Annotated in this window: 31 protein-coding genes and 3 pseudogenes; 18 read left to right on the forward strand and 16 right to left on the reverse strand. The window is 70.2% G+C overall.

Annotated features, from left to right (window positions below; genetic code table 11):
• Nucleotides 1–60 precede the first annotated feature (60 nt).
• The 3 genes from TR48_RS24495 to TR48_RS43565 all read left to right on the forward strand — a co-directional run bounded on the left by TR48_RS24495 (nt 61) and on the right by TR48_RS43565 (nt 1,210).
• Nucleotides 61–441 carry a DUF6069 family protein gene (locus TR48_RS24495; protein ID WP_052442964.1) on the forward strand — a complete coding sequence of 127 codons (381 nt, stop codon included), beginning with the start codon at nt 61–63 and terminating at the stop codon, nt 439–441.
• 124 nt (nt 442–565) lie between these two features.
• The gene (locus TR48_RS24500) at nt 566–1,033 is read left to right on the forward strand and encodes a cupin domain-containing protein (RefSeq protein WP_042370984.1); all 468 of its coding nucleotides are present in this window, start codon (nt 566–568) and stop codon (nt 1,031–1,033) included.
• A 27-nt stretch (nt 1,034–1,060) separates the two neighbouring features.
• A complete protein-coding gene (locus TR48_RS43565) occupies nt 1,061–1,210 on the forward strand; it encodes a hypothetical protein (RefSeq protein ID WP_161789902.1) in 150 nt (49 codons plus the stop codon).
• Nucleotides 1,211–1,420: 210 nt separating this feature from the next.
• Here TR48_RS43565 and TR48_RS39235 read toward each other — a convergent pair whose 3' ends face one another.
• Nucleotides 1,421–2,152, reverse strand: coding sequence for an NADPH-dependent F420 reductase (locus TR48_RS39235; protein WP_052442965.1), 732 nt, complete (start codon nt 2,150–2,152; stop codon nt 1,421–1,423).
• A 50-nt stretch (nt 2,153–2,202) separates the two neighbouring features.
• A complete protein-coding gene (locus TR48_RS24510; protein WP_201777152.1) occupies nt 2,203–2,985 on the reverse strand; it encodes a type 1 glutamine amidotransferase domain-containing protein in 783 nt (260 codons plus the stop codon).
• Nucleotides 2,986–3,092: 107 nt separating this feature from the next.
• Between TR48_RS24510 and TR48_RS39240 the strand changes: the two genes are divergently transcribed.
• Nucleotides 3,093–3,893, forward strand: coding sequence for a MarR family transcriptional regulator (locus TR48_RS39240; RefSeq protein ID WP_161789903.1), 801 nt, complete (start codon nt 3,093–3,095; stop codon nt 3,891–3,893).
• Between the two features lie 214 nt (nt 3,894–4,107).
• Nucleotides 4,108–4,677 (forward strand): TMEM175 family protein, encoded by a 570-nt coding sequence (locus TR48_RS24520; RefSeq protein ID WP_268873597.1) that lies wholly within the window; start codon nt 4,108–4,110, stop codon nt 4,675–4,677.
• Between the two features lie 135 nt (nt 4,678–4,812).
• Here the strand turns inward: TR48_RS24520 and TR48_RS24525 are convergent, their stop codons facing one another.
• Nucleotides 4,813–5,517 (reverse strand): cytidylate kinase family protein, encoded by a 705-nt coding sequence (locus TR48_RS24525; protein ID WP_042371052.1) that lies wholly within the window; start codon nt 5,515–5,517, stop codon nt 4,813–4,815.
• Nucleotides 5,518–5,548: 31 nt separating this feature from the next.
• Nucleotides 5,549–5,945: pseudogene (locus tag TR48_RS40795) on the reverse strand (transposase); the annotation flags it as partial.
• Nucleotides 5,946–6,172: 227 nt separating this feature from the next.
• On the opposite strand from TR48_RS40795, the gene TR48_RS24530 reads away from it, so the two are divergent.
• Both TR48_RS24530 and TR48_RS24535 read left to right on the forward strand, forming a co-directional pair.
• Nucleotides 6,173–6,469 carry a WhiB family transcriptional regulator gene (locus tag TR48_RS24530; protein WP_042370986.1) on the forward strand — a complete coding sequence of 99 codons (297 nt, stop codon included), beginning with the start codon at nt 6,173–6,175 and terminating at the stop codon, nt 6,467–6,469.
• 322 nt (nt 6,470–6,791) lie between these two features.
• The gene (locus TR48_RS24535) at nt 6,792–7,229 is read left to right on the forward strand and encodes a TIGR03618 family F420-dependent PPOX class oxidoreductase (protein ID WP_042370989.1); all 438 of its coding nucleotides are present in this window, start codon (nt 6,792–6,794) and stop codon (nt 7,227–7,229) included.
• A gap of 348 nt (nt 7,230–7,577) precedes the next feature.
• On the opposite strand, the gene TR48_RS24540 is transcribed toward TR48_RS24535, so the two are convergent.
• The 3 genes from TR48_RS24540 to TR48_RS24550 all read right to left on the reverse strand — a co-directional run bounded on the left by TR48_RS24540 (nt 7,578) and on the right by TR48_RS24550 (nt 9,360).
• Nucleotides 7,578–8,342: a YqjF family protein gene (locus TR48_RS24540; protein ID WP_042370991.1), complete on the reverse strand. Its 765-nt coding sequence runs from the start codon at nt 8,340–8,342 to the stop codon at nt 7,578–7,580.
• Between the two features lie 371 nt (nt 8,343–8,713).
• Nucleotides 8,714–9,109 carry an STAS domain-containing protein gene (locus tag TR48_RS24545; RefSeq protein ID WP_052442968.1) on the reverse strand — a complete coding sequence of 132 codons (396 nt, stop codon included), beginning with the start codon at nt 9,107–9,109 and terminating at the stop codon, nt 8,714–8,716.
• Nucleotides 9,109–9,360 (reverse strand): hypothetical protein, encoded by a 252-nt coding sequence (locus TR48_RS24550; RefSeq protein WP_042370993.1) that lies wholly within the window; start codon nt 9,358–9,360, stop codon nt 9,109–9,111. Before TR48_RS24550 ends, TR48_RS24545 begins: the two co-directional genes overlap by 1 nt.
• A 156-nt stretch (nt 9,361–9,516) precedes the next feature.
• Between TR48_RS24550 and TR48_RS44985 the strand changes: the two genes are divergently transcribed.
• A complete protein-coding gene (locus tag TR48_RS44985; protein ID WP_084729714.1) occupies nt 9,517–9,882 on the forward strand; it encodes a helix-turn-helix transcriptional regulator in 366 nt (121 codons plus the stop codon).
• Between the two features lie 143 nt (nt 9,883–10,025).
• On the opposite strand, the pseudogene TR48_RS45740 reads toward TR48_RS44985, so the two are convergent.
• Nucleotides 10,026–10,427: pseudogene (locus TR48_RS45740) on the reverse strand (G1 family glutamic endopeptidase); the annotation flags it as partial.
• A gap of 13 nt (nt 10,428–10,440) precedes the next feature.
• Between TR48_RS45740 and TR48_RS39250 the strand changes: the two are divergent.
• The 4 genes from TR48_RS39250 to TR48_RS24575 all read left to right on the forward strand — a co-directional run bounded on the left by TR48_RS39250 (nt 10,441) and on the right by TR48_RS24575 (nt 14,231).
• Nucleotides 10,441–10,704 (forward strand): dTDP-4-dehydrorhamnose 3,5-epimerase family protein, encoded by a 264-nt coding sequence (locus TR48_RS39250; protein WP_439654494.1) that lies wholly within the window; start codon nt 10,441–10,443, stop codon nt 10,702–10,704.
• Nucleotides 10,705–11,027: 323 nt separating this feature from the next.
• Nucleotides 11,028–11,327: a hypothetical protein gene (locus TR48_RS42275; protein ID WP_152628158.1), complete on the forward strand. Its 300-nt coding sequence runs from the start codon at nt 11,028–11,030 to the stop codon at nt 11,325–11,327.
• 500 nt (nt 11,328–11,827) lie between these two features.
• The gene (locus TR48_RS39255; protein ID WP_052442970.1) at nt 11,828–13,105 is read left to right on the forward strand and encodes a glycosyltransferase 87 family protein; all 1,278 of its coding nucleotides are present in this window, start codon (nt 11,828–11,830) and stop codon (nt 13,103–13,105) included.
• Nucleotides 13,083–14,231 carry an acyltransferase family protein gene (locus TR48_RS24575; RefSeq protein WP_042370998.1) on the forward strand — a complete coding sequence of 383 codons (1,149 nt, stop codon included), beginning with the start codon at nt 13,083–13,085 and terminating at the stop codon, nt 14,229–14,231. The genes TR48_RS39255 and TR48_RS24575 overlap by 23 nt, the downstream gene beginning before the upstream one ends.
• Nucleotides 14,232–14,565: 334 nt before the next feature.
• Here TR48_RS24575 and TR48_RS44740 read toward each other — a convergent pair whose 3' ends face one another.
• The 6 genes and pseudogenes from TR48_RS44740 to TR48_RS43575 form a co-directional block, all read right to left on the reverse strand.
• Complete coding sequence (locus TR48_RS44740; RefSeq protein ID WP_174501734.1) at nt 14,566–15,222, reverse strand: DUF6518 family protein; 657 nt, start codon at nt 15,220–15,222, stop codon at nt 14,566–14,568.
• Nucleotides 15,223–15,370: 148 nt separating this feature from the next.
• Complete coding sequence (locus TR48_RS24590; protein WP_369405608.1) at nt 15,371–15,568, reverse strand: cupin domain-containing protein; 198 nt, start codon at nt 15,566–15,568, stop codon at nt 15,371–15,373.
• A 988-nt stretch (nt 15,569–16,556) separates the two neighbouring features.
• Nucleotides 16,557–16,688, reverse strand: coding sequence for a hypothetical protein (locus tag TR48_RS46400; protein ID WP_268873596.1), 132 nt, complete (start codon nt 16,686–16,688; stop codon nt 16,557–16,559).
• 162 nt (nt 16,689–16,850) lie between these two features.
• Nucleotides 16,851–16,925 carry a 50S ribosomal protein bL37 gene (locus tag TR48_RS46845; protein WP_370103260.1) on the reverse strand — a complete coding sequence of 25 codons (75 nt, stop codon included), beginning with the start codon at nt 16,923–16,925 and terminating at the stop codon, nt 16,851–16,853.
• A gap of 56 nt (nt 16,926–16,981) precedes the next feature.
• A pseudogene (locus TR48_RS24600) lies at nt 16,982–17,776 on the reverse strand (SDR family NAD(P)-dependent oxidoreductase); the annotation flags it as partial.
• 299 nt (nt 17,777–18,075) lie between these two features.
• Complete coding sequence (locus TR48_RS43575; RefSeq protein ID WP_161789904.1) at nt 18,076–18,231, reverse strand: hypothetical protein; 156 nt, start codon at nt 18,229–18,231, stop codon at nt 18,076–18,078.
• 370 nt (nt 18,232–18,601) lie between these two features.
• Between TR48_RS43575 and TR48_RS24605 the strand changes: the two genes are divergently transcribed.
• Nucleotides 18,602–18,814: a hypothetical protein gene (locus TR48_RS24605; protein ID WP_042371000.1), complete on the forward strand. Its 213-nt coding sequence runs from the start codon at nt 18,602–18,604 to the stop codon at nt 18,812–18,814.
• On the opposite strand, the gene TR48_RS24610 is transcribed toward TR48_RS24605, so the two are convergent.
• Together TR48_RS24610 and TR48_RS24615 are read right to left on the reverse strand one after the other, a co-directional pair.
• A complete protein-coding gene (locus TR48_RS24610) occupies nt 18,789–19,094 on the reverse strand; it encodes a hypothetical protein (RefSeq protein ID WP_042371001.1) in 306 nt (101 codons plus the stop codon). The genes TR48_RS24605 and TR48_RS24610 overlap by 26 nt on opposite strands.
• 117 nt (nt 19,095–19,211) lie before the next feature.
• Nucleotides 19,212–19,601 (reverse strand): SCO5389 family protein, encoded by a 390-nt coding sequence (locus TR48_RS24615; RefSeq protein WP_042371003.1) that lies wholly within the window; start codon nt 19,599–19,601, stop codon nt 19,212–19,214.
• A 245-nt stretch (nt 19,602–19,846) separates the two neighbouring features.
• Here TR48_RS24615 and TR48_RS24620 point away from each other — a divergent pair, with 245 nt between their 5' ends.
• Genes TR48_RS24620 through TR48_RS24640 form a run of 5 tightly spaced genes read left to right on the forward strand, consistent with a single transcriptional unit; the run spans nt 19,847 to nt 23,997 of the window.
• Nucleotides 19,847–20,830 carry a metal ABC transporter solute-binding protein, Zn/Mn family gene (locus TR48_RS24620; protein ID WP_042371005.1) on the forward strand — a complete coding sequence of 328 codons (984 nt, stop codon included), beginning with the start codon at nt 19,847–19,849 and terminating at the stop codon, nt 20,828–20,830.
• Nucleotides 20,831–20,837: 7 nt separating this feature from the next.
• Nucleotides 20,838–21,746 (forward strand): metal ABC transporter ATP-binding protein, encoded by a 909-nt coding sequence (locus tag TR48_RS24625; protein WP_084729717.1) that lies wholly within the window; start codon nt 20,838–20,840, stop codon nt 21,744–21,746.
• Nucleotide 21,747: 1 nt separating this feature from the next.
• The gene (locus TR48_RS24630; protein ID WP_042371007.1) at nt 21,748–22,647 is read left to right on the forward strand and encodes a metal ABC transporter permease; all 900 of its coding nucleotides are present in this window, start codon (nt 21,748–21,750) and stop codon (nt 22,645–22,647) included.
• Entirely contained in the window at nt 22,644–23,510 is an 867-nt protein-coding gene (locus tag TR48_RS24635; RefSeq protein ID WP_042371009.1) for a metal ABC transporter permease, read from the forward strand. The genes TR48_RS24630 and TR48_RS24635 overlap by 4 nt, the downstream gene beginning before the upstream one ends.
• A 40-nt stretch (nt 23,511–23,550) precedes the next feature.
• Nucleotides 23,551–23,997: a Fur family transcriptional regulator gene (locus tag TR48_RS24640; RefSeq protein WP_236652310.1), complete on the forward strand. Its 447-nt coding sequence runs from the start codon at nt 23,551–23,553 to the stop codon at nt 23,995–23,997.
• The last annotated feature ends 177 nt before the right edge of the window (nt 23,998–24,174 follow it).

Here is a 24,174-nt window from a genome sequence, read left to right on the forward strand (position 1 = left end):
ACCGCATGGCACTCACCAAGACCATCCGCCCCTCACTCAACGGGCACCCCGAGCCGACTGGTGCGCTCCACCGCCATCGGCCTCGGCCTCCTCGCGAACCTCCTGTACCTGCTCGTCCTCACCGGCGGCGCCGGGTATCACCTGAAGACCCCCGCGGAGTTCGGCCTGCCGGTCCACTCCATCCTGATCAGCCTGGTGGTCGCGGCCTGCGTCGTCCCGCCGCTGCTCGGCTGGGGACTGCTGGAGCTGCTGGAACGGCATGTCCCTCGCCGGGCCACCGTCATCTGGACCGTGCTCGCGGGCGTGATGCTCGTCGGCGACCTCCCCTACGGCGGGGCGGGAGTCACCGTGGCCGACCGGGTCCTGCTCGGCCTCATGCACCTGATCGTCGGCGCGGCCGTGATCCCCGCCTTCGTGATCACTTCACAGCGCCGATCCTGACATCGGCTCAGGCCCTCTGCGGAGCCCGTGGCCGTCATGCCCGGCTCGTCCCGCCTGCCTACCCCCGAACCGCCGCACCGCGCCCGGTCCGGGGCGGCCCGCACCGCACTCGTCTGGAGACGCCATGACCATGGCCTACCTTGCCAACCGCGACCAGCAGCAGACCCTGGAATGGCTCGACGGGGGACTGTTCACGGTCCTGCTCGACAGCCAGGCCACCCAAGGCCGGCTCACCGTCGGACGCTTCGACGTCGCCAAGGACGAGGCCCCGCCCTTCCACCTCCACACCCGCGACGACGAGGTGTTCCTCCTCCTCAAGGGCGAGGCGCTCGTGTGGGTCGGCGACGAGCGCCACGAACTGTCCGAGGGCGGCATCGTCTACCTGCCGCGCAACATCCCCCACGGCTACCGCATCACCTCGGACCACGCAGACCTCCTCCTGATGGCCACCCCCGCAGGTATCGAGGAGATGTTCCGGCATGCCGGACGCGACATCACCACCCCCCGCCCTGAAGGGTTCGAGATCACCAAGGAGAAGCTCGCCGAGGCCGCCGCCCTGCGCGGCAACATCATCCTTGGACCTCCCCGCTGACCGGCTCGAATCGAGTAGCCCGCGCCCATGGACGAGCACGTCTGGGCGATGCAGGAGGCCAAGGGCTCGCTGGACGTGACCGTCATCGGCGACGGGGGCAGGCAAGGCATCGAGGTGTACGACCCGGTGCGGCTCGCACAGTCGGTGACGGGTGAGCCGGTTCCGCTCGGGCGGTGAACTGGGCGGTGTTCTTCTGCCCCTGGTGGGGCGTACGCCAGATGTTCGTCGTCACGGACCCAGGCCAGGTGAGGCTGCTGCGCACGTCGTCCTCTCGAACTACACGGATCCCAGCGACCCGCACCTCAGCCGCCGTCTCCAGCCCAGGGTCGGCACCACCTGGGTGAGGCCGACCCGACACCCCGAGCGTCTTGGGGCTCTGATCAAGAATCAGCTCCACCCTGTCGCCCCGACGCCGAGGCAGTAGACGGCGAAGCAGAAGACGGCGAGGCAGCGGACGCCGAAGCCCCAACGGCCGTGAGCCCGCAGCGCCGGCGGGTCTTCCGGCCGTCGGCGCGAGCCCGCGGATCGCCTATCGGGTGAGGGTGTGGAACGCGAGGTGCCGCCCATGACCTTGCCCGATGGCGAGGGCGAACCACAGGCGCAGCACCCCGTCGACCACGTCCTGTTGGTCCGGCCCGAGATACATCGGCCGCAGGCCCACCGCTTCGATGAGCGCGTCCATGTGGGCACGGTCGTTTCGGGGGCGGAGTAGAACATGTCGGCTCGGGCGCCGCCGAAGCCCGGGTCGGCGAGGTTCTCGCCGCCCAGGGTGTTGAACGCGCGGGCGTAGCGGGCCTTGGGCGCGTGGCGGGCGACGAGGTCGGCGTGGTGGGCGACGGGGCCGCCGATGTTGTTGGCGGCGTCGACGACGAGCTTGCCGGCCAACTGGGCGCCGTGGGTGATCAGGAGGTCTTCGACGGCGGTGGCAGGGACGGCGAGGACGACGGTGTCGGCCTTCGCGACGGCGTCGGCCACGGGGGCGGTGGTGGCGCCGCTGTCCTGGGCGGCGGTTTCGGTGTCGGGGGTGCGGGAGCCGAAGACGGTGGGGAGTCCCGCGCGGGCGAAGGCTCGGCCGAGGGTGCCGCCGATGAATCCGGTTCCGATGACTGCGACGGTCATGGTGCTTCTCCTAGCGAATGCTGCGCTTGCGAAAGGTGGGCGGGTTGCGGTCAGGCGCCGAGGGCGGCGATGACCGTCTGGGCGACCTTGCGGCCGGAGTACTGCTGCTGGCCGGTGACCAGTCGGCCGTCGCGGACGGCGAAAGCCTTGAACAGGCCCGCGCTGATGTAGTTGGCGCCGCGTGCGCGCAGTGCGTCCTCGGCGCGCCAGGGCATGACCTGTATGCCGGCGGCCCGGTCGCTGTAGTCCTCCTCGACGTTGGAGAAGCCGGTCAGGGTGCGTCCGGCGACCAGGGGCGTGCCGTCGCTCAGATCGCAGTCGACCAGGGCGGCGACACCGTGGCAGTACGCTGCGACGATCTTCTCCGTGTCCCAGAAGGTCCGGATGGCCCGGTGGAGCGGCTTGCTGTCGCGGAAGGTGAACATCGGGGACTGGCCGCCGGCGATGAGCAGGGCCTGGAACCGGGACAGGTCCAGACTGTCCAGCGCCGGGGTGTCCTCCAGCAGGGCGGCCAGTTCGGGCGTGTTCACGAAGCCCATGGTGATCAGGTCCTCCGCCGCCCACCTGGACGGGTCGCGGGGGTCGGACAGGGCATCCATGGCGACTGGTCCGCCGGACGGCGAGGCGATGGTGACCTGGAATCCGGCTTCGGTCAGCTCGTAGTAGGGGTGGGTGAGTTCCGCTCCCCAGAAGCCCACGGGCCAGTTGTTGTTGCTGCTCACGGACGGGTTGGCGACCACGATCAGGATTTCGCGCGGACGGCTGCTGAGGGAGTCGACGCGCATGTGGTGGTCGGACGAGAGGGCGGCGACATCCGCCGGGCTGTCGGACATGACGAGAACCTCCGGACAATGGTGCATCGGTCGGAACCAGTTTGCTTGAGTTCAAGCAATCGTCCCGACGGAGGTATTCCCCTAATCTGGAGAGCATGGGCATGGGCATGAGCCGAAGCGAGGAAACGGCGTCCCGCGACAGCGTCGACGCCGTCATCGACCAGTGGGCACGAGAGCGCCCTGACCTGCCCGTCGCCCCGGTCGGGGTGGTCACCCGCCTGGCCCGGGTCCGCACCCATCTGGATGCCGCCCTCGCCGAGGTGTTCGCCGGCTTCGACCTGACCCCGGCCGACTTCCAGGCCCTGGTCACCCTGCGCCGCATCGGTTCCCCGTACCGCATGGGCCAGGCCCGCCTGATGGACGCGCTCGGCCTGACCTCCGGCACCGTCAGCGTGCGCCTCGCGCGCCTGGAGCAACGCGGTGTGGTGGTCCGCGAACCGGACCCCGCGGACAAGCGCAGCAGCACGGTCCGCCTGACCGACAAAGGCCTGGAGCTGTTCGACCGGATAGCCCCCCTCCACCTCACCAGTGAGGACCGGCTCCTGTCCGCGCTCACTCCCGACGAGCAGACCCAGCTCGCGAACCTGCTCCGCAAGCTCCTCGCCTCCTTCGAGCACACCGGACCCCAAGCGGCCCGCATGTGGGGGATGACCCTCGAACCCGCCCGGACCGCCCGCCTGCGCCGCGCCGCGGTCGGCCTGAGCGACCGGCCCGGCCTCCTGGTCACCCACGTCGCCGCCGACAGCCCGGCCCACCGGGCCGGCATCAAGTGCGGCGACCTCATCACCCACCGCACCACCCGGCCGGTGCGCACCACCGAGGACCTCACCGCCCCCGACGGGCAGCCGGTCGCGCTGCGACTGCTGCGCGGCGACCGGCGCGTGGAGGCCACGCTCTTCGCGAGCTGACCGCTTCCCGACCCGCCCGCTTTCCGACCCGCCCGCTTTCCGACCTGCCCGCTTTTCCGACCTGACCGCTCCCCGACCTGACCCGCAAGGGAGTCCCAGCCATGACCGAAGACCCGCTCGGCACCACGGCGGGGGCGGGGCCGGCCGGCTTCAGCACCGCCCGCCTCGAAGCCTTCAGCGACGGCGTATTCGCCATTGCGATCACCTGCTCGTCCTGGACCTCAACGTTCCGCAGCCCGACAGCCTGCATGGGACCTCGCTGGCGAACGCGCTGGCCCACCAGTGGCCCTCGTACTTCGCCTACCTGGTGAGCTTCCTGGTGATCGGCATCATCTGGATCAACCACCACACCATGTGCGCGCTGGCGCGGCGGGTGGACCGGCGGACGCTGTTCGCCAACCTCTTCCTCCTGCTGACCGTCTCCGTGATCCCGTACCCCACCAGGATGCTGGCCGCCTACCTCACGGTCCCCGGCCGCGACGGCCACACCGCCGCCGCCCTGTACGCCGCGACCATGGTCGTCATGGGCGCCGCGTTCAGCCTGCTGTTCCTTGCCTTCACACGTGACGCGCGTGCCCTGCACACTCCCATCGCCGCCGAGGATCTGCGGGCCGCGCGACGTCGCTTCGGCATCGGCGGCATGTGCTACCTCGCGACCGTCGGCCTGGCCTACCTCAGCCCGGTCGCCATGCTCGCGACTCACGCGCTGCTCGCCGTGTACTACTGCTTCGACCAGCTCGGGGCGGCCCGCAGACGTCCGACCGCCCCGCCGCCTGGTTTGTAGTCCCGTAGCTGTTCTCCCGTGAACCGGTGAGAGTTGACCGTGTGGGAGATTCGCGCGAAGGGGTGGAAAGGCCCGCTGTGCGAGTCCGGCGCCCCGGGCCGCCGGAGCCCAGCGGCAGTCGCCATCGAGTAACTTTCAAATCCTGTGTATCGATGAGTGTGGTCGGACTTCCCAGGTCGGCCGTTGGAGCTGATCGTTGTACACAATGATGTCGGCATGGTCGGTTGGGCGGGCTGTTGCGAAGTAGAGCCGCTGGGAGGGGATATACCGGTTGCGCCAGGACCGTTCGATTTCGGCGGCGTCGGTGGTGGATCCGGCCAGCGCTGCGCCTCGGTCCCGGGCCCGATCTACTGTCTGCTCGAATGGGACGGACACGAGGATGCGCAGGTCCCACCGGTCGATGAGTTCTGGGCGCAGGAGGAAGACACCGTCGAAGAGCAGTACGGCGTCTGCGGGGGCTGTCGTGGCCGGCAGGGACGATGGGGTGTCTGTGTCGGCGTCGTAGACCGCGTGTTGGAACCTTCGGTCTCCGCCTGGGCCCAGCGGGTCGAGCAGGACCCGGCACAGCGCGGCGTGGTCGTGGGCGTCGAAGTAGCAGCCTTCGGCGGAGTACTGGCCGCGTCGGTAGCGCTGTGCACGGGGGACGAGGAAGTCGTCGATGGTCGCGCGGATGACGTCGCGTTCCTGCGCGCGCAGGACGACGGCAAGCTCATCGGCCAGCGTGGTCTTGCCGGAGGCGGGCGCCCCATCGATGGCGACCCGCAGTGGGTGCGCGGTCGTGACTGACCTGATCGCCTCGGCCAGCCGACTGATGAGCTCGCCGCGGGTGCCTTGGTCCATTGCTGCCTCTCTCACGGTGAAGCGCCGCACGTCAGGCTGCGGTCGCCGGCTCTCGTTCGATGAGATGACCGTTCTCGAAGCGGGCGCCGGCTCGGACGACTGCGACGAGGTGGGGCGCGGTGACCGCCCGCCACCGGGCTTGGGCGGATTCGACGAGCTTGGAGACCATCGCGAGGGCGGCGGCCGGGCTGCCGACGCCGCGGGTGACCTTGGGTTCGCAGTTTGACCGTGCTGAACGTCGATTCGATTGGATTTGTCGTACGCAGATGGACCCAATGTTCCGCAGGGAAGTCGTAGAACGCCAGCAGTTCGTCGACCTCGCCGGTGATCTTCTTGACGGCGTTGGGCCACTTCGGCCCGTACGCCCTCTCGAATGCCTTGATCGCCTTCTCTGCGTTCGTGCGGTCCTCGGCGGTGTAGATCTCCTCTCGCGGGCGGCGGCCTGCTCAACGGTCTCGCCGTCGTCCGCGATGCCGGCCGGGTGCTCCCAACCCCGCGTGTCGGTGATGAACCTGTGCTGCCGCCACCCTCGCGCGGTGGTCTGCGGCCAGTGCAGAACGGTGACGTGCGACACATTCCTCGTCTCTTCCCATCCCATGCCTGGACAGATTCGAAAAGCGGACAAAAGCTACGTTCGTCACATGAGGAGGTCCCCATGGCCCCCGCGGTGCCAAAGGGGGAAGGCCGGAAAGAGGCATCCGCTGACTGGCGCAGTCGTGCCAACTGCATCGGCGTCGACCCCGAGATCTTCTTCCCCATCTCCTCGACTGGGCTGGGGCGGATCCAGGCGCAGGCGGCGAAGCAGGTCTGCGGAGCCTGCACCGTCGCCAACGACTGCGCCCGCTGGGCGCTACGGCATGGCGAGCTCTACGGAATCTGGGGCGGTCTGGATGAGGAAGACCGGCGCGCCGCCCGTCGGGCTGTCTGGCGATCATCAGGCAAGAGCGCCTGAAGCGGAATCCTGCTCGCGTCCATCGTCCTGGGCCGTCGGCGTGAGTGCGTCCGGCGGCGCGAGTGCGTGCGGACCGAGAGTCGCGAGGGGACCGGTTCCGCCGCGGTCTGTGAAACGCAGTCACCGCAGTGCATAAACGATGCGTCACCGATGCAAGGCGAGGCCGCCGGGCCCGGGTGCGGATCTTTGGAGCGAGGCGTGGGAAAGCACCGTGACGCCCGAACCTGCGACACCCGATCGCTTGTCCGTCCGGTCGAGACGTCGAAGTGCGATTCCTCGGCTGGCCGCCGCGTCTTGGACCACGAGCAGAAGGAAGAGTCTGGTGAACACCGACGTCGACCGCCACGCCCAAGATGAGGAATTCGCTCGGTTCTGGACCCAGCGGCACCTGTGTGTGCTCGCCACCTCCCGTCCTGACGGGTCCGTTCACCTGACACCGGTCGGCGCGACCTACGAGCCCGAGACCCGCACAGCACGCGTCATCACCAGCTCGACGAGCGTCAAGACGCGTAACATCACGGCGGCCGGAGCATCCGCCCGCGCGGCACTGACCCAGGTCGACGGACGGCGCTGGACCACCCTCGAGGGCACCGCCACGGTAACGGCGGATCCGGCCTCCGTTGCCGAGGCAGAGCGGCGCTACGCCGAACGCTACCGTCCCCCGCGGGCCAATCCCCGACGCGTCGTCATCGAGATCGCAGTCGACCGGGTGATGGGCACCGTCCAACCCCCTGCCGCGATTCAGTCGTTGCGCCCGTGATGGCCTGCGGACACCACCTCCCCGCAGGCCAGGCCGCCAGCAGATCCACCCAGGCGCCCCCGTTCCGGCGGCCGTGCACGCAGCCGCGCCGACCACGCATCGGCACTGTCATTCACCGCGAAGCCAGTGCGTGTCGTGCTCTCGCGTGGTTCGTGGGGCTATGGAAGCCTGACCTCTTGCAGTGCTGTTCCGCGCGCTGCTCCGAACATGACGAGCATGCACCGCCTGCTGCATCAAACCGTGGCCGACTCCATCCGCACGGCTGTGGACCGACCGCGTCGAAGAAGCGTTGAGCCACCCCGGCTGCCTGCCGCTGCAGCGCAGCTCATCTCCCACCGTGCCCTGGTCTCAGCACACGAGCGACGGCGAGCCGAAGCGGACCTGAACATGCGAGGCCCACGCGGCGTGGACCACAGGGTTGCTCAGCCCGGAAAGGCCGCACACATCGGTGAGAGTCTGCCGGATGAACTCTACGTGCATACGCCGAAGCGGCCACCTGTCGTGCTCGGTGGGCAGATACCAGGTTCTGCCCGCATGCCGGGTGTGGAGGCCCCAACGGTCGGTCAGAAAGTGATCGATGTCGTCACGTGCGTGTGTGCCGGTCACCGAAGTCGCCAACCGTAGCTGGCGACATCGTCCCGCCCGCGTCAGGCCCTGAATCCGCCACTCGTGCCTGTTCCCCGACGCCGCATGGTCCACCCGGGACCAGCGGTACGGAAGCCCGAATGCGACCCGCGCTGTCATGCAGGAGAGGAGCCTGGAGCACTCCAAGGTCAAGAACAGCACCCCGCGGCGCCCCTGTCGATCAACCGTGTACAGGCGGATGTTGCACTCCCCGAACGAGCCGACCCAGGGCAGTACCGGCCCTTTCCCGATACCGAGGTCACGCATCGCGAACGGCACCAGACCCACGTATGACCAGCCCTCGTACGAGTCGACGCGCACACCTGGAGGCATGAATGCCTCAAGAACACCCGGCCGGACAGGCCAGTGGAGGAACATCACATCCGTCCACTGCTGGTGCAGGATCGGACGGCCCACCGGCCTGGCAGCCTCGGCCGTCAGCTCCTCGGCGGAGCGCCACGTCGCATTCGCAGAAGAGCCCGCTGTCATGGATCCCACAGTGCTTCGGCACCCACGTTCGGACACGGCGCATCGATCGTGCAGCACCCTGACGCGCTGCCGCGATGTCCACCTCGCCTTCGCCACCGCAGGTGAGGTCCAACGAGCCGTCGACCGTGTGCGTGCCGTCCCGGACGCACCGTGACTACGGTGGTGAAACCGAACCCGCGCTGGGCCCTCCGCCGCACCTTCCCAGGCCATCACCGGTTCGGCGCGGGGAAGTTGCAAGGCTGATCGGGAGCGGCAGGTTGCGAGCAGACGGGCTGTGCAGAGAGAGGGAACCGGCACGTCGTCCCCGCTGTGGGCGGTGTGCCGGTGCCTGCCCCTGGCACCCATCCCGCCGGGCGGGCTCGGCTCCCGGACTACCCCGGCGTGTGTCCCAGGCGCTGGTCCGGTGGTGGCTGGGCTGCCGCGAGTGCGGTTTCGAGGTCCGGGTGGATCCGGAAGAGGCTGGTGGCCTCGGTGAGCTCCAGCACCCGGGCGGTTGCGGCGGGCAGTTTGCACAGGTGGATCGGGATGCCCAGGGGTTCGGCGCGCAGCCGCAGCCCGAGCAGGCCGTTGAGGGCGGTGGAGGTGAAGAAGGTGACCTCCGCGAGGTCGACCACGACGGCGTGGAAGCCCGCCAGCGGCTTGTCGAAGGCAAGCGTGTCCGTCGCGCCGTAGTCCAGGTCGCCGAAGAGGTGGTAGACCAGCACGTCGTTCAAGGACTCGGTGGTGCAGCGCGCCGGCCAGCGGGATGAATCGCCGGCGACGGTCATCAGGCGGCCTCCGTCGGTGTGGTCGTCGCGGCGGCGGGGCTGTGGGCCAGGGCGGCGGCCGCGTCCTGCAGCGCGTCCCACAGATCCGCCGCACGACGAGACTCCATGGCCAGCCCGGGGTAATCAGGGCGTGTCTCGGACAGGGCCAGATAGGCGTCCAGCGCTGTCAACGCCTGTTCGACCGAGCGAGGCGCGCCGCCCGCGCGTTCGTGCAGTCGCGCGGAGAGCATGTTGAGCTCATCCCGGGTCACAGCACTACCTCCCGCGGTCCGGGGGCCGGGGCCGCAAGCGTCGACGGCCTTCTTAGGTTGCCCCTCAAGACTGACCCGCCCGGCCGCAGGTGTCAACCATGACATGAAACCAAGGTCATGTTTGCGATGTCACGACAGCATCGTCATGCTGGAGCCATGGACCTTGCTCCCGCCCCGACCGGGTGGACCTTCCTGACCAACCACGCCCGGGTGTTGGTCCAGATCGCCCGTGATCCCGGCATCCGTGTCCGCGACATCGCCAGGCACTGCCTGCTGACCGAGCGCGCGGTCATGCGGATCATCGCCGACCTGGAAGAAGCCGGGTACCTCACACACACGCGTGCTGGACGCTCCAACCACTACCGGGTGCTGCCCGGCACCGAGCTGCGCCATCCCGCCGACGCGGGCCCCAAGGTCGCCGACCTCCTCGCCGTACTCACCGCGGCACCCGACGGGCCCGCCGCCGCCGCCAAACAGGGCCAGCGAGGACGCCAAGAGGGCCAGCAAGGAGCACGCGCATGAGCGGCCATTTGAGTACGGAAGCCGAGGGCGGCCGGGTGCAGGCCCCCGACCGGGACCGTCGAGAAGTCCGTGCCGTCGGTCAGGACGGAGGGGGTGGCCTTCACGGTCCCGTCGGGGCGCGTCATGGTCAGGGCCTGCGGGTCGGCGGCGCCGATCGGCCGCCCGTTGGCCTGTGCGCCGGTGAACGACGCCGTCGAGAAGTCGGTCAGCGGCAGTATCCCGGCCGGACCGGTCGGGGCCTCGGCGATGACCTCGGCCGACGCCAGCTTCGCGCTGGCCGAGGTCATGTTGGCGGTGTGGGTCCAGCCCTGGGTGGCGTCGGCGATGGTGAGGGCGAACTGGTTGCTGCCGAGGCTGGTGACCGAGGCGGTGAACCGGTCACCGGCCCGCACCGGGTCCGAATAGGTGACGGGAGCGTCCGGATACATCTCGTACCAGGAGGAGTAGACCGGGACGCCGCCGGAGCAGTCGGCCTCGCTGCCGGTCTGCTCGGTGGTGGCGCTGCCGTCGCCGTCCAGTCCCACCCAGAAGGACGACCAGGTGTCCTCGCCCGTGCACGTGGCGGTCGGTTGGGTCCAGCTGGCGCTGACGCTGGTGACCGATGACGCGACGCTGTCCTACCTGTGCTCGGAGATGTACAACCCGAGCGGCGAGCACGGCATCCACCCACTCGACCCGGCCCTCGGCATCGCGTGGCCGGCGAAACGCCCGCAACTGTCCGCCAAGGACGAGGCGGCCCCCACCCTGGCCGAAGCCGAGGCGGCGTGCCTGCTTCCCCGCTACGAGGAGTGCCGCCGCTTCACCGAGTCCCTGCGCGGCTGACGCTCGCGGCTCCCCGCGCCGATGTCGACGGCTGCCGAAGTCAGTTGACGCCCAGCTCGCCGCGCTGCCCGGTTCTGGCCTCCCGCGTGTGCCGGGCGCCTGCCCGAGTGGCACGTTTGCCGCATGGACGGGAGGGCACACGCTCGGCACGGCCGCGGGGAGGGTCCCGGCGGGCGGGGAGCGGCGCGAAGCCGCCCCCTGCTCGTTCGAGATCGTCCTCGAACAGGGCTGATCTCATGCTCATGGGCCGCCGGGCCGTCGAATCTCGGAGTGCGACTACCGGGCGGGCACTCATCCGCACAACAAGACAAGGCGCGCTGTCCATGCTGTACGCACAGATAGCAGGTTCTCTCGCCTGCTTCGTCATTGGCGTCATGCTGCTCAGAACGGGAGCCTGGTGGGGGAGCGGTAAGGCTCCTCGCCCCTCGGTGGCCCGGATGGGCCGCTTCCTGTTCCCGGATCAGTTCCGGGCCGGCTTCGAGCGGGGCGGCCTTGTGCTCGCGAGCTTTACGGTGTTTGCCGGGAGCATGGTTCTGGCCGCCGGAATCGACGGGTTCGGCGGTGGTGACAAGTCCCGCGCCGTTCGCGCGATCGGCGTCACCGGATCCGCGCCTTCGGAATGAGCCCGGGACGTACGGGGCAGGGCGGTTCGAACGAGAAGCGCTGAGGTAGCACCGCGCAGCGAAATCTCCCGATATGCCCGGGTGAACGTGGCGGCGCCCCGGCGTCTTGGAAGCAGGTGAGGCACGAACCGGCGTGTCGGCGCCGCGCGGGCCTGGGTGCCCGCCACCCGCTTGCCCCGCGTGAGCAGCCCGGACAAGCCGCACGGGCCGCCGGACGCCGACCGCGGGGGGCCACCTGTCAGGTCAGCCGGCGGCCCCGCGGATTCATGTCCAAGACACAGACACTTCACAGAACGCGGGTAACGTCGCAGCGCTTCGGCCCGGGCCGAGGTGCCGAAACCGCGCCGCCGTACGAGTCTGGAGCAGGATCTTTGTTGAGCGCAGCCCGCAGACTCGTCGGCTCTGCCCGAACAACGCCGGGGGCTGTCCGAGCAGCCCCCGCGCCTGTTGCCCCGCCGGACCGCCGTCTCGGTCCGGGGCTGCTCCTCCTCGGCCTCGTCGTGTTCGGCGTCGCGCTGACGGAGTACATTCGCGTCGTCCAGGCCCATCCCGACCGGCTCTGGTCTCCGATCGACCTCCGTGTCTACTACTGGGGCGGCACCACGGCGCGGCACAGCCACCGCGTCTACGACCTGGACTTCCGTCTCGGCAGCCTCGGGCTGCCGTTCACCTACACGCCTTTCGCGCTCGCCGTGTTCACGGTCCTCTCCTACGTCGACGAGCTCACGCTCCAGTGGCTGATCGCCTGCGGCAGCATTGCCGCGCTGGTCGCGTCCGCGTGGGTGGCCTGGGGTCTGGCCGGGTACCGCCGCAGCGTCGGCCGGCTGGGGGCTGCGCTCACCGTCGCCGGGCTCGCGCTGTGGACCGAGCCGATGATGCAGAATCTGGCGTTCGGTCAGGTCAACGTGTTCCTGATGCTCCTGGTGCTGCTGGACTTCGCCCAGCCGGACCGGTGGTGGAGCAAGGGCGTCGGCATCGGCCTGGCCGCAGGTTTCAAGCTGGTTCCGGCGATCTTCATCGTCTACCTGCTGGTCACCAGGCGCTTCCGCGCCGCCGCCGTGGCCACCGGGACCCTCGCCGCGACCGTGCTCGGCGGCTTCGTGCTGCTGCCCGCTGAGGCGCACCGGTACTGGTTGGACGGCCTCTTCGCTGACTCCTCCCGCGTCGGCGGCGTCAACTACGTCGGCAACCAGTCCCTCCAGGGGATGCTGGCCCGCACGCTCGGGCTCGACGCCGCCGGCGTCAAGCCGTACTGGCTGCTGGCCGCGGTGCTCGCCGCCGCGATCGCGATCCCGCTCTCGGTCCGGGCGCACCGGCGCGGGGAGGAACTGCTCGGCGTCGCCGCCACCGCACTGCTCGGCCTGTTGGCCTCACCCATCTCCTGGTCCCACCACTGGATCTGGATCGCGGTGTTCCTGAGCGTCGCGGGCCACCTACTGCACAGCCGCCGCGCGCCGTGGTGGGCCTGGTTGCCAGCCGTCGGCCTGTACCTGCCCTGGCTCGCCTGGCCGTCCGTCGCCTACGGCGACCGCAAGCCCGCGGGCCCCGGGACCAGGCTTCCCAACGGCCTGATCTGGACCGTCCCCTACGACAACAACGCAGAGAACACCTGGACCGGGCTCCAGCTCCTGGTCGGCAACCTCTATCCGCTGCTCGGCGTCCTGCTGCTGGCCGGCCTCGGCCTGTTCCTGTGGCGAACCCGATCGAGCCGGACACCCGGCCACCCGTCTCCCCGACTCACCGGAACGGCACGCGATGCGCACGACCTTGTCCCATGACGCCTACCTGGCCCTGCGGCGCTTCCCCGCGCTGGACGGCGCCCGCGCCTTCGCGGCGGTCTCCGTGGTGTTCTTCCACTTCCAAGGCCCCGCCCGGCTCCAGGGCTGGCTGGGTGTGCAGCTCTTCTTCGTCCTCTCCGGCTTCCTGATCACCACGCTGCTGCTGCGCGAGGAGGACGCGCACGGCCGGATCTCGCTGCGGGGCTTCTACCTGCGCCGGGTCTTCCGCATCCTGCCCGTCTACTTCCTGCTGCTCGGCGTGGTCTGGGCGGTCTACGCCGTCCGCGGCCAGGTGGACAGCAGCGGACTGGGCGCCTCCCTGCACTACGAACTGACGTTCTTCAACGAGTTCCAGGGCGCCACCCCGTACGGGCAGTCCTGGTCGCTGGGCGTGGAGCAGAAGTTCTACCTGTTCTGGCCGCTGCTGGCGTTCGTGCTGATCCACCGCTTCCGGCGCGCGCCGTGGGCGCGGCTGGCGGTGATCGGCGGACTGCTGGGCGTAGGCGTGGGGCTCATGTCGGTCCACGCCATCGCGTTCCGCCACCTCGCGTCCGGCTGGCCGGAGAACTACATGAGCATCCTGGTCGGCTGCCTGGTCGCTGCGCTGATGCACGACCGGCGCACCTACCGGGTGCTGCGGCCGCTCACCCACCCGTACGTCGCGGTGGCCGTGGTGCTGGGGTTCGCGGTCTTCCAGTACGAGATCGAACCGCTGGGCCATGTGCTGAGCCGGTACTTCTCCGCCTGGGGTAGCACGCCAGTGCTGCTGGTGCCCGTCTACGCGGTGGCGGTCGGTCTGCTCCTCCCCGCGCTGGTGGCGCCCGGCCCGGTCACCCGCGTCCTCGGTGCGGCACCGATGCGGTTCGTCGGCGAGCGGTCCTACTCGCTCTACCTGGTGCAGAACCTCGCCGCGCTGGCGGTCATGGGAGCGCTGCCGCGCCTGCACGGCCTGCCACTGGCGATCACCATGGCCACAGCGTCGCTGCTACTGGCGGACCTGATCTACCGGTACGTGGAGGTGCCCTTCATCGAACTGGGCCGCAAGGCAATCAAGAAGCGGGACGTCGCACCCCCGTCGCGGGCACTGGCCTCCGGTGACCTGCGGCTCAGTCGCGTCGGCGCGTAGTTCGGTGACCCGGTAGGGCGCACCGGGTGCCGCGTTTTGCGGCCTGGGCGCTGGACGACGGGGACGCGGGGTGAACCACCGTCCGGTTTCGAAGAGTTAGGTCGGCAGCGGCTTGAGCAGCCAGTGCTCGGCGGCGAAGTACTGCCGATCGTGCGGGTCGCGACCTCAGCCGGCGGCATCGCGCCCGGGTGATCGACCGGCCCAGAGCACAAGGGGCCGGTCGGCCTGCGCTTCCGGGCCGAACGGACGATCCGCACTCCCGCGCAGCTTCGCCGACGCTCGGGTTCCGCTCTTGGAACCGGCGCGCGCCGTCGGCGGCCCGCTCGGGACTGCTTCAGCCGATGGCGGCGTGCAGCAGGAGCTTCATGAAGACGAAGTAGGCCACACAGGAGAGCGGCAGGGCCGTCAGCAGCGCTAGTCCGCGCGCCGCGAAGGTGCGGAGCATCAGCAACGGAACCAGCATCACGACCGCGGCGCATGCCCACGCCTCGGTGGCGTAGTGCAGGACCCAGGCGTACTGGATGCCCTCCATGCCGAAGACCCCCGCAAGGGCGGCGACGGCGACGATGCGGCGGCGCGCGTCCCGCCCACACCACCACCCACCGGCGACCCCGAAAAGCGGTCCGGCGACAAACGCCATTCCGAGCCAGACAAGGGGAGCCGCCAGGGAGCCCATACCGTGGCGGCCCACCTGCGCGTAGCCGTAGTAGCCGACAACCAGGCCGGCCTCGGTGCACAGCCCCGCGACGGCCGCCGTCGGCAGGCTGGTCCGACGGGCGAGCAGGGCGCCGGCGACGAACGCGAAGACGGACCAGACGGACCCGGAGTTCGCGAGCTGGTTCCAGGCGCCCGGGAGCCAGCCCTGGGCGAGATTGGTCAGGACGCCGAGCCCGAGCCCGGCGCCGAACGCGGTCGCCGTGGCGTGGATCCACGCCGACCTGACCGTACGGGGGATCGGGGTCGCGACGGGGGAGGCGAGGGTCGTGTCCATGGTGTGTTCGGTCACCTTTGCTCAGGTCTGCGGGTTCCTGGGGTCGTCGCCTCCAGTCTGGTAAGGAGACGCAACCAGATGCGGAATCGTTCCCGTCGCACGCGAGTGCGAGCCGAACCCCCGGGCGCGTTGAGGAGGCCTTCAGTCTTCAGCCAGCTCCACGATCGCCAGCGTGCCGCGGCTTCCGGAGCGAACCCTGTGCGGCGGTTCCCGCCGCGACCATGTACAGCTCGCCCGCCCGCACCGACAGCGGGGTGCCGTTCACCTCCAGCTCCAGCCGGCCGTCGAGCACGAGGAGCGCCTCGTCGGCAGCGTGGCTCTCCTCCTCCATCGGCAGCTCGTCCATGCGCAGGACCTTCACGCACGCCGCCCCCACCCGGCCCAGCGGACGAGAGCTCCACGCCTGCGGAAGACCAGCCGCGGTCGCTGTCAGGTCGACCCTCATCACGGCACGCCCCTTTCGGCGGCCCCGATCGGTCGTCCCGACCGGCCCCGCGCATCAAGATCAATGGATGCCTCGGAAGCTACCCGGTCAGGAGCACGAAGTGGTCGACCGTTTGGCAAATACCGCCGTCGGGGATCGCCGTCCTCGTGGAGACGGCCAAGCTGCGGGAGGAGTCCGTCGGGGCCCACCGCCAGGGCGTCAACGTGGCCCGCACAGGTCACCATCAGCTGCACCGTCGGCAAGCCGGTATCCACGTCCCTCAGCGCTCTGCCGTCGCGCACCCGGCTCGGGATCCCGGTCGTGCTCAGCGACCTGTCCTGCCCCACCGCGGGCTCCACGACCCGGCCCACCGGCCCTGTCACGTTCACCGGCACCACCACCGGCAAAACCCTCGGCACCGGGCGCCCGTGAGCCTCGGCAACTGCTCCGCGGCGGGCCAGTTCGCCGCCTTCCGCGCCACCGGCATCCACACCATCAACCGCCGTCTGCAGCGGTGACACCGTCTACCAGGGCAACAGTGCCAACCCCGAGACCACACCGTGACCGCCAGTCCCTGACAGGGCGTCCGCAACGCATCAGGGGCCTTTGCCGGCCCATCCAAGATCCCAGACTGCCTAGCTCCGGAGAGAGTCAGCGCAGCAGCGCGAACACGGGCCCTGCGACCAAGGCGCCGAGCAGGGTGCCGGCGATGGTCCGCGCGACCGTGTGGTCCTGGAGCTTGGCACGGGACCAACCGACCAGCCACACACCGGGTAGGCGATGAGAAACCACAGGCTGAGGCCGAGGGCGAGGACCGCGATGGCCCCAGCGCCCACCGCCGTGTGCACCGAGATCTTCCACCACACGGTGGTGAGCAGGACCACCGCGAGCGTGAGGAACATCGTCGCCATCAGGCGACAGAGTCCCACAGCGTCCCGGCGAGGACGCGGGCGAGGTAGTCGCCGAGCGGGCGGTAGGACGCGGCGAGAGCGGCGACCAGGAGGAGCGCCTGGAGGAACCAGGCCAGGGCCGGGTTCGTCAACGAAGATCACGTCGGCCATGCACAGCCCAGCTCTTCGGTTCGGTCCGGTACCGGTTCCCGGATCAGCACCGATTTGTCACCGAGCCTGCGGGCCAGCAAACGGCATCGGCCCGGGAATCGCCCGTTGGGGCGCGTCCCGGGCCGCCGGTAGCGGTCGCTCGGTCAGGAGCCGGCGCGTTTGCCGTGGTTGCCTGCCTTCTTGCGACGGTCGTGCTTCTTGCGGGCGCGCTTGGACATCTCTTCGGGGTTCCTCGTGGTCGTGGGTGGCTGGTGGAAGGCGTGGTGGTGCACCTTCAGACGGCGGGCTCGAGGGCGGCCGTGAGCTTCTCGCTGAGCTTCAGCAGCCGGTCGACCGAGCGCTTCTCGGTCACCTGGGGGCCGGTCTGGCCGAGCTCCAGGCCCTCGTAGTAGCCGCCGTTGACGACGGTGAAGCCCGGGTCGCACAGGGCGACGACGGTCTCGGCGACCTCGCCGGCCGGACGGCCGGTGGTGCCGTAGAGGGGGCGGGTGGCGGTCTCGGCGACGCCGGGGTGCACGGTCAGCGCGGTGTGACCCTCCGGCAGCCAGTGCGCGAGGGCGGTGACGAAGGTGGTGAGCGCCAGCTTGGACTGCCCGTAGGCGGCGATCCGGGAGTACCGCTTGGAGCGGGTCAGGTCGGTCCAGTCAATGTTGGCGGCGCGGTGCAGGGACGAGCCGAGCGCGACGGTACGGGTGTCCGTGCCGCGGGCGAGCGGGCGCTCCAGCAGCCGGGTCAGCAGGTAGGGCGCCAGGTAGTTGACCTGGAAGCTCAGCTCGTTGCCCTCCTCGGTGAGGGTGCGCCGCTCGGGCGCGGCGATGCCGGCGTTCAGCACCAGCAGGTCGATCCGCTCGTGCTGCTCCGTCAGCTGCTCGGCCAGCGTCCGCACCTGGTCCAGGTGACGGAAGTCCGCGGTGGCCTGCTCCAGGCGTCCGGTCGGCGCGCCAAGCTCGGTGAGGGCGGCGACGGCGACGTCGGTGTTCTGCGGGGTCTGCCCGTGCACGATCACGCGGGCGCCGCCGAGGGCGAGCCGCAGTGCGGTCTGCAGGCCGAGGCCGTTGGTGGCGCCGGTGACGAGTGCGGTGCGGTCGGCGCAGGCGTCGGCCGGCGTGGGCGGGTGGGCGCGAGGGCGCTGGACGCAGCGTCAGTGCGCGCGATGCGGCGGACGGTCCTCGAGCCGGGCGATCGCCGCGGCAGAGCAGCCCGGCGCGGCGAGCGCGCGGACGAGGCTGCGGAGGAGGTCCATGCCGACCATCCCAGCGACACTCGTCACTTGGGCGCAAGCGTGCGCCGGTGCCCCTGACGTCGCCGATATGTCCGGGATGCATTCCTTGACTCGGGCTTAGCAGAGGCGGGTTGTGGCGTCGGCTGTCATGTGCCGCCGAGGCCGGTCTCCTCCAGGTCGAGTTCGTGCTGGAGCCGGCGCGGCGTGGTGTCGCTGATCTCGTGGTCCTCGTCGAGGCGATGCAGCTCCGTGGTCTGTACGGCGATGACCCCGCGGCGCAGTTCGCGGTAGGCGGCGAGCACGCTGCGGCCGGTGCCCCGGCCTGAAGTCGGCTCATGTCGAGCAGGTTCTCCACCAGGCGGGAGAGGCTGCCCATCGACTCCTCCGCGGTGACCAGCAGGTCCGTCGGCTCCTCGGGGGGAGCGATCCCTCCCTTGTCCCCGGCCCGCCGGTTCCGTACCGGCGCCTTGCTGGTCCCGTACTGGTCTGCGGGTTTGCCGGTCGACGCGAGGGGTTACCTCTGGCGCGGGCCCGGTGCTGCGGACATACAGCGCCATGGGGTCCTGGGCGGGGAAGTCGGTGTCTGCTTCCCCCCGGGGCACGCTTCGGCTCTGCCCTTGCTCGTCGCCGGGTCCCCGACCTCTTGCGCCGGCGCAGGTGGCGTTCCGGGCCATGCAGGAGACGACCGCCGGCCACCTGGTCAACAACGCGCAGATCGCGCGCGCCCAGCATGTCGAGATCGTCCGTCAGACCGCCCACGCGGTATACGCGTTCGGGCACACCATCGAGTACCGGCGCGCCGTCGCCTGGGAGCCTGTCGCGTCCCTGGCCGCGGGCCCGGTCGCCCGGCGCTCGGGCCCTACGTTGTCCACTCGACGGCCGTGAGGTCCTCGTCGCCCTCTTGGCCGGCTGGTTCGGCGTAGTGGCGGGCGGTGGGGTGGTGCAGGCCGGCGACGAAGAAGTGCATGGCCGTGGTGACGGCGGCTTCGAGGTCGGTGCCGCTGCCGACGAGTTCGCAGCCCCTCCGCTCGTCGGGCGAAGCGTAGACACTGTAGATGTTGCCGGCGCGCTCGGCCGTGCCGACAGCGAAGACGTGCCCGTCGCGGTTGAAGGTCAGCCCCCACGTCGCAGGGCCGGTCCGGCCGAGGGTGACGCTGACGGCCACGGCTTGACTCCCGGGGTGAGCGAAGGCGATGCAAGGGCGCGCCGTCGCCTTTCGCTTCCATCGTGGCCCTGGCGCGCCCGGTCGGCGCGCCAGGGCCAGGGGGAGGATCGGCTGCTGTCAGCAGTTGCGAAGCTCGGGCTTCTGGTTGAGGAGCTGGGTGCGTACGGAGGTGAACTCGCGGTAGGCGGCGTCGTGTTCGCTGCCGGGGCGGAACGCGGCGACGTTGTGGCAGTTCACGAAGGCGAGGGTGACGTCGAAGTGCCGCTCCAGGCTGCCGCGGATCGCGTTGCTGGCGAGCGCGCGCAGCAGCTGGCCGCGTTCGGTGTCGGTGGGCGGGGTGTTGTCGTCGACGAACGGGTCGTCGGTGTGCGGGAGGCGGGCCGCGAGGGCTTCGACGGTCTTGTAGGCGTAGGGGAGCGAGTCGCGGACGGTGGCGACGAAGTCGGCTTCGTCGACAGGGCCGTGTTCGGCCTGGGCGAGGAGTTCGGGGGAGACGTCGAGCGACATGCGGGGCTCCGTTCAGGGGAGGGGACTGGACCCAAGACCTGTAACGAACATGAAAACCGTTACGCATAGAGACTGTCCGCCTGCGGAGCGTCCCGTCAACCCCCTCCCGACCCGATCGGACCCTGTCGCTGGTCAAGGTTTGGTAATGGTTTTCATCTCGGGCTTGGATCTATCTAGTGATGAAAACCATTTCCATCTAGCGTTGGGTGTCGTCAAGCCAGCCGATTCCCTTGGGGGTTCCTGCCATGAGTGCGTCCACGTCGTCCCTGCGCCCCGCCCGTCGCCCGGTCAGACTGGTTCTCGGCGCTGCCGCGGTCGCCCTGGTCGCGACGGTGAGCGCCTGCTCGACCTCCTCCCCGGACACGACCGGCTCCGGGGCGGCCGGCGCGTCCGGCGCGGCGGCCGGGGGCAAGGTGATCCAGGTCGTGGCGGCGGAGAACTTCTGGGGCTCGATAGCCACGCAGCTGGGCGGCTCACACGTGCACGTGGCCAGCATCATCACCAACCCGGACACGGACCCGCACTCCTACGAGCCCACCGCCGCCGACGCGCGCACCGTCACGACGGCGCAGTACGTGATCGTGAACGGCATCGGCTACGACGCCTGGGCGGACAAGCTGCTGGCGACGAACCCCGGCAGCGGCCGGACCGAGCTGAAGGTCGGGGACCTGGTCGGCATCCAGCCGGGCGGGAACCCGCACCGCTGGTACTCGCCGACCAACGTGCACCAGGTCATCGAGGCGATCACGGCCGACTACAAGAAGATCGACCCGGCCGACGCCGCCTACTTCGACCAGCAGAAGCAGACCTTCGAGACGCAGACCCTGGCGCAGTACAACCAGCTGATCTCCGACATCAAGGCGAAATACGCCGGGACGCCGATCGGCGCCTCGGAGTCGATCGTGACCCCGCTCGCCGAGGGCCTGGGCCTGAAGATGCTGACGCCGGAGAGGTTCCTGGACGCGATGAGCGAGGGCACCGACCCCACCGCCGCGGACAAGGCCACGATCGACCAGCAGATCAAGACCAAGCAGCTCAAGGTCTACGTCTACAACAGCCAGAACTCCACCCCCGACGTCGTCGCCCAGGTGAAGCTGGCGAAGTCGGAGGGCATCCCGGTCACCACCGTCACCGAGACCCTCGCCCCGGCGAACGACACGTTCGAGCAGTGGCAGGTCGCCGAACTTCAGGGCGTCGAGCAGGCGCTGCACCAGGCCACCGGGAAGTGAGGACTCCATGAACCCCGCCGCACAGGCCCAGCAGCAGGACCTCCTCAAGGTCGAGCCGGCCTCGCCCGCCGCCTCCGGCGCGCCGGTGACGCCGACCACGCCGGTGCTGTGCCTGTGCGGCGCGGCAGCCCGCGTCGGCGGCCGGACGCTGTGGTCCGGCGTCGATCTGGAAGTGCAGGCCGGGGAGTTCGTCGCCGTGCTCGGCCCGAACGGCGTCGGCAAGTCCACGCTGGTCAAGGTGCTCCTCGGCACCGTTCCCGCCGCAGCCGGCGACATAAGGGTGCTCGGGCGCCGTCCCGGCGAGGCCGGCCACCGCGTCGGCTACCTGCCCCAGCGCCGCAGCTTCGACTCCGACCTGCGCATCCGCGGGATCGACATCGTCCGCATGGGCCTGGACGGCGACCGCTGGGGCGTTCCTCTGCCCTGGTCCCGTTCCCGGCGCGCCGAACAGGCCCGTGTGGACGAGGTGATCGAGCTGGTCGGCGCGTCCGCCTACGCCCACCGCCCGATCGGCCAGTGCTCCGGAGGCGAGCAGCAGCGGCTGCTCATCGCCCAGGCACTGGTCCGCCGACCTGAGATCCTGCTGCTGGACGAGCCGCTGGACAGCCTGGATCTGCCCAACCAGAGCGCCGTCGCCGCGCTCATCGGCCGGATCTGCCACCAGGAGGGCGTCGCGGTCGTCATGGTCGCCCACGACGTCAACCCGATCCTCCACCACCTGGACCGGGTGGTGTACATCGCCGAGGGCGGCGCCGTGTGCGGGCCGCCCAGCGAGGTCATCAACTCCGAGACGCTGACCCGCCTCTACCGCACCCCCGTCGAAGTCCTCTCCACCCAGGACGGACGCCTCGTCGTGGTCGGCCAGCCCGAGGCCCCCGCCGTCCACACCGACCGCCACACCGGCCGGGAGAAGTGAGATGGGCTCAGCGTCGTTCTCGTGGAACCTCGTCGGCGACTTCCAGCAGATGTGGTCCTATCCGTTCATGGTCAACGCCTTCCGCGCCGGGGCGACCGTCGCCGTCGTGGCCGCGGCGGTGGGCTGGTTCGTGGTGCTGCGCCGCCAGACCTTCGCCGCACACACCCTGTCCGTCGTCGCCTTCCCCGGCGCCGCGCTGGCCACGCTCGCCGGATTCGCGCTGAGCCTTGGCTACTTCGGCTTTTGCGTCGCCGCCGCGTTGGCGTTGGCCCTGTTGCGGCGCGGCCGTGAGCCGGGCGGGTCGGGGGAGTCGGCGGCCATAGGCATCGTGCAGGCCTTCCTGCTCGCGTGCGGCTACCTGTTCATGGCCCTCTACAAGGGCCTGCTGGAAGGGCCGCAGACACTGCTTTTCGGCAGCTTCCTCGGAATCACCACCGGACAGGTCACCACCCTGGCCATGGCTGGCGTTGCGGTGCTGGGCGTTCTGGCGGTGATCGGTCGTCCGCTGCTGTTCGCCTCCGTCGACCCACAAGTCGCCGCCGCGCGCGGCGTCCCGGTCCGCGGGCTGTCGGTCGCCTTCCTGGTGCTGCTCGGTGCCGCGACGGCCGAGGCTGCGCAGATCACCGGCGCCTTGCTGGTCTTCGCGCTCATGGTGCTCCCGGCGGCGACCGCCCAGGTCCTCACCGCCCGACCGGGGCTGAGCCTGCTACTCACGGTCGTGCTCGGCTTCGCGGCGACCTGGGCCGGGCTCGTCGCGGCCTGGTTCTGGCCCTACCCGCTCGGCTTCTTCGTCACGACCATCGCGTTCGCACTCTTTCTCCTCGCCCACGGCGCGCGCCTGCTGTCGACGGCACTCGCCAACCGAATCGCCTCGGCCACCATCCCGGCAGGTGCCGCATGAACCTCTACCTGGCGTCCGCAGGAGCCAACGCCTGGTCGCAACCGTTCTTCCAGCATGCGCTCCTGGCAGGCACGTTCATCGCGCTCGCAGCCGGACTGGTCGGCTACTTCCTGGTGCTGCGCGCCCAGGTCTTCACCGGCGACGCGCTCAGCCACGTCGCCTTCACCGGCGCCATGGCGGCACTGGCCGCCGGCTACGACCTGCGCCTCGGACTCTTCACCGCCTGCATCCTGGTCGCCCTGCTCCTGGCGGGGATCGGGCGGCGCGGCAAGGCCGACGACGTCGTCATCGGCAGCGCCTTCGCCTGGATCCTCGGCCTCGGCTCGTTCTTCCTGACCCTCTACACCACCTCCGCCAGCGGCATGAACGACGGCGGCGCGGGCGTGCGGGTCCTGTTCGGTTCGATCTTCGGCCTCGACGCCGGGCAGACCCTCGTCGCCGTCCTGGTCGCGCTCGGCGTCGGCGTCGCCGTGATGTTCCTAGGGCGTCCCCTGCTCTTCGCCACCCTGGACGAGTCGGTCGCCGCAGCACGCGGCGTCCCGGTCAAGGCCCTCGGGCTGGCCTTCCTGGTGCTTGTCGGCATCACCGCGGGCGAGGCGACACAGGCGGTCGGCTCCCTGCTACTGCTCGGCCTCCTCGCCGCCCCGGCAGGCGCCGCCGTCCGCCTCACCGACCGCCCGTTCCGCGGACTGGCACTGACGGCCGGACTGGCCGTCGCCGAGATGTGGGCCGGGCTCGCCGCCGCGGCGTGGATTCCCCGGTGCCCGCCCAGCTTCTCGGTCATGGCCGCCGCCTCCCTCGTCTACGCCGCGACCTACCTCAGACGTCCCACCACCCGCCGCAGCAGGACGGTGACCGCCTGACACCCACGTCACCCACATCCCCCTATTCCGCGAGGACCTTGTGACCAGCACCGACACCACCAGCGCGCCCGGGGAGGTCGCCCTGCTCGGGCGACCGACCCAGCAGCGGGCCACCGTGCTGCGCGCCCTGATCGACAGCGAGGACTTCGTCAGCGCCCAGGTCCTCCACGCCCGCCTCATCGCCGCTGGCAACCGCGTCGGCCTGAGCACCATCTACCGCACCCTCACCGCGCTCGCCGAGGCGGGCCTGGCGGACACCATGCGCGACTCGGAAGGCGAACGCCACTTCCGGCACCGGCCCGGACCCGACCACCGCCACTACCTGCGCTGCCGCACCTGCGGACGCAGCGTGGCCGTCGACTCCCATCTCGTGGAGAGGTGGGCCGAACGGATAGGCGCCACCAGCGGCTTCACCGAGATCTCGCACACCGTCGAACTCACCGGCATCTGCGCCGACTGCACCGGCCCCACCGCCCCCGCCGCCTGACCGACTGCGGCTCCTCTTCCACCCCGCCCTCGCGAAGGGAGACTTCGCCATGCCCTCCTCCGGCTGCCCATCTCCAGGCTGCTGCGCCGTCAGCCGCCCGAGCACACCGCCCGGCTGACCGCCATCAAGGGCCAAGTCCGCCATGAACTCGACCTCGCCGGCGACGACACCGTCGTC

This window comes from Streptacidiphilus neutrinimicus, from assembly GCF_000787815.1.
GTDB classification, from domain to species: Bacteria; Actinomycetota; Actinomycetes; order Streptomycetales; family Streptomycetaceae; genus Streptacidiphilus; species Streptacidiphilus neutrinimicus.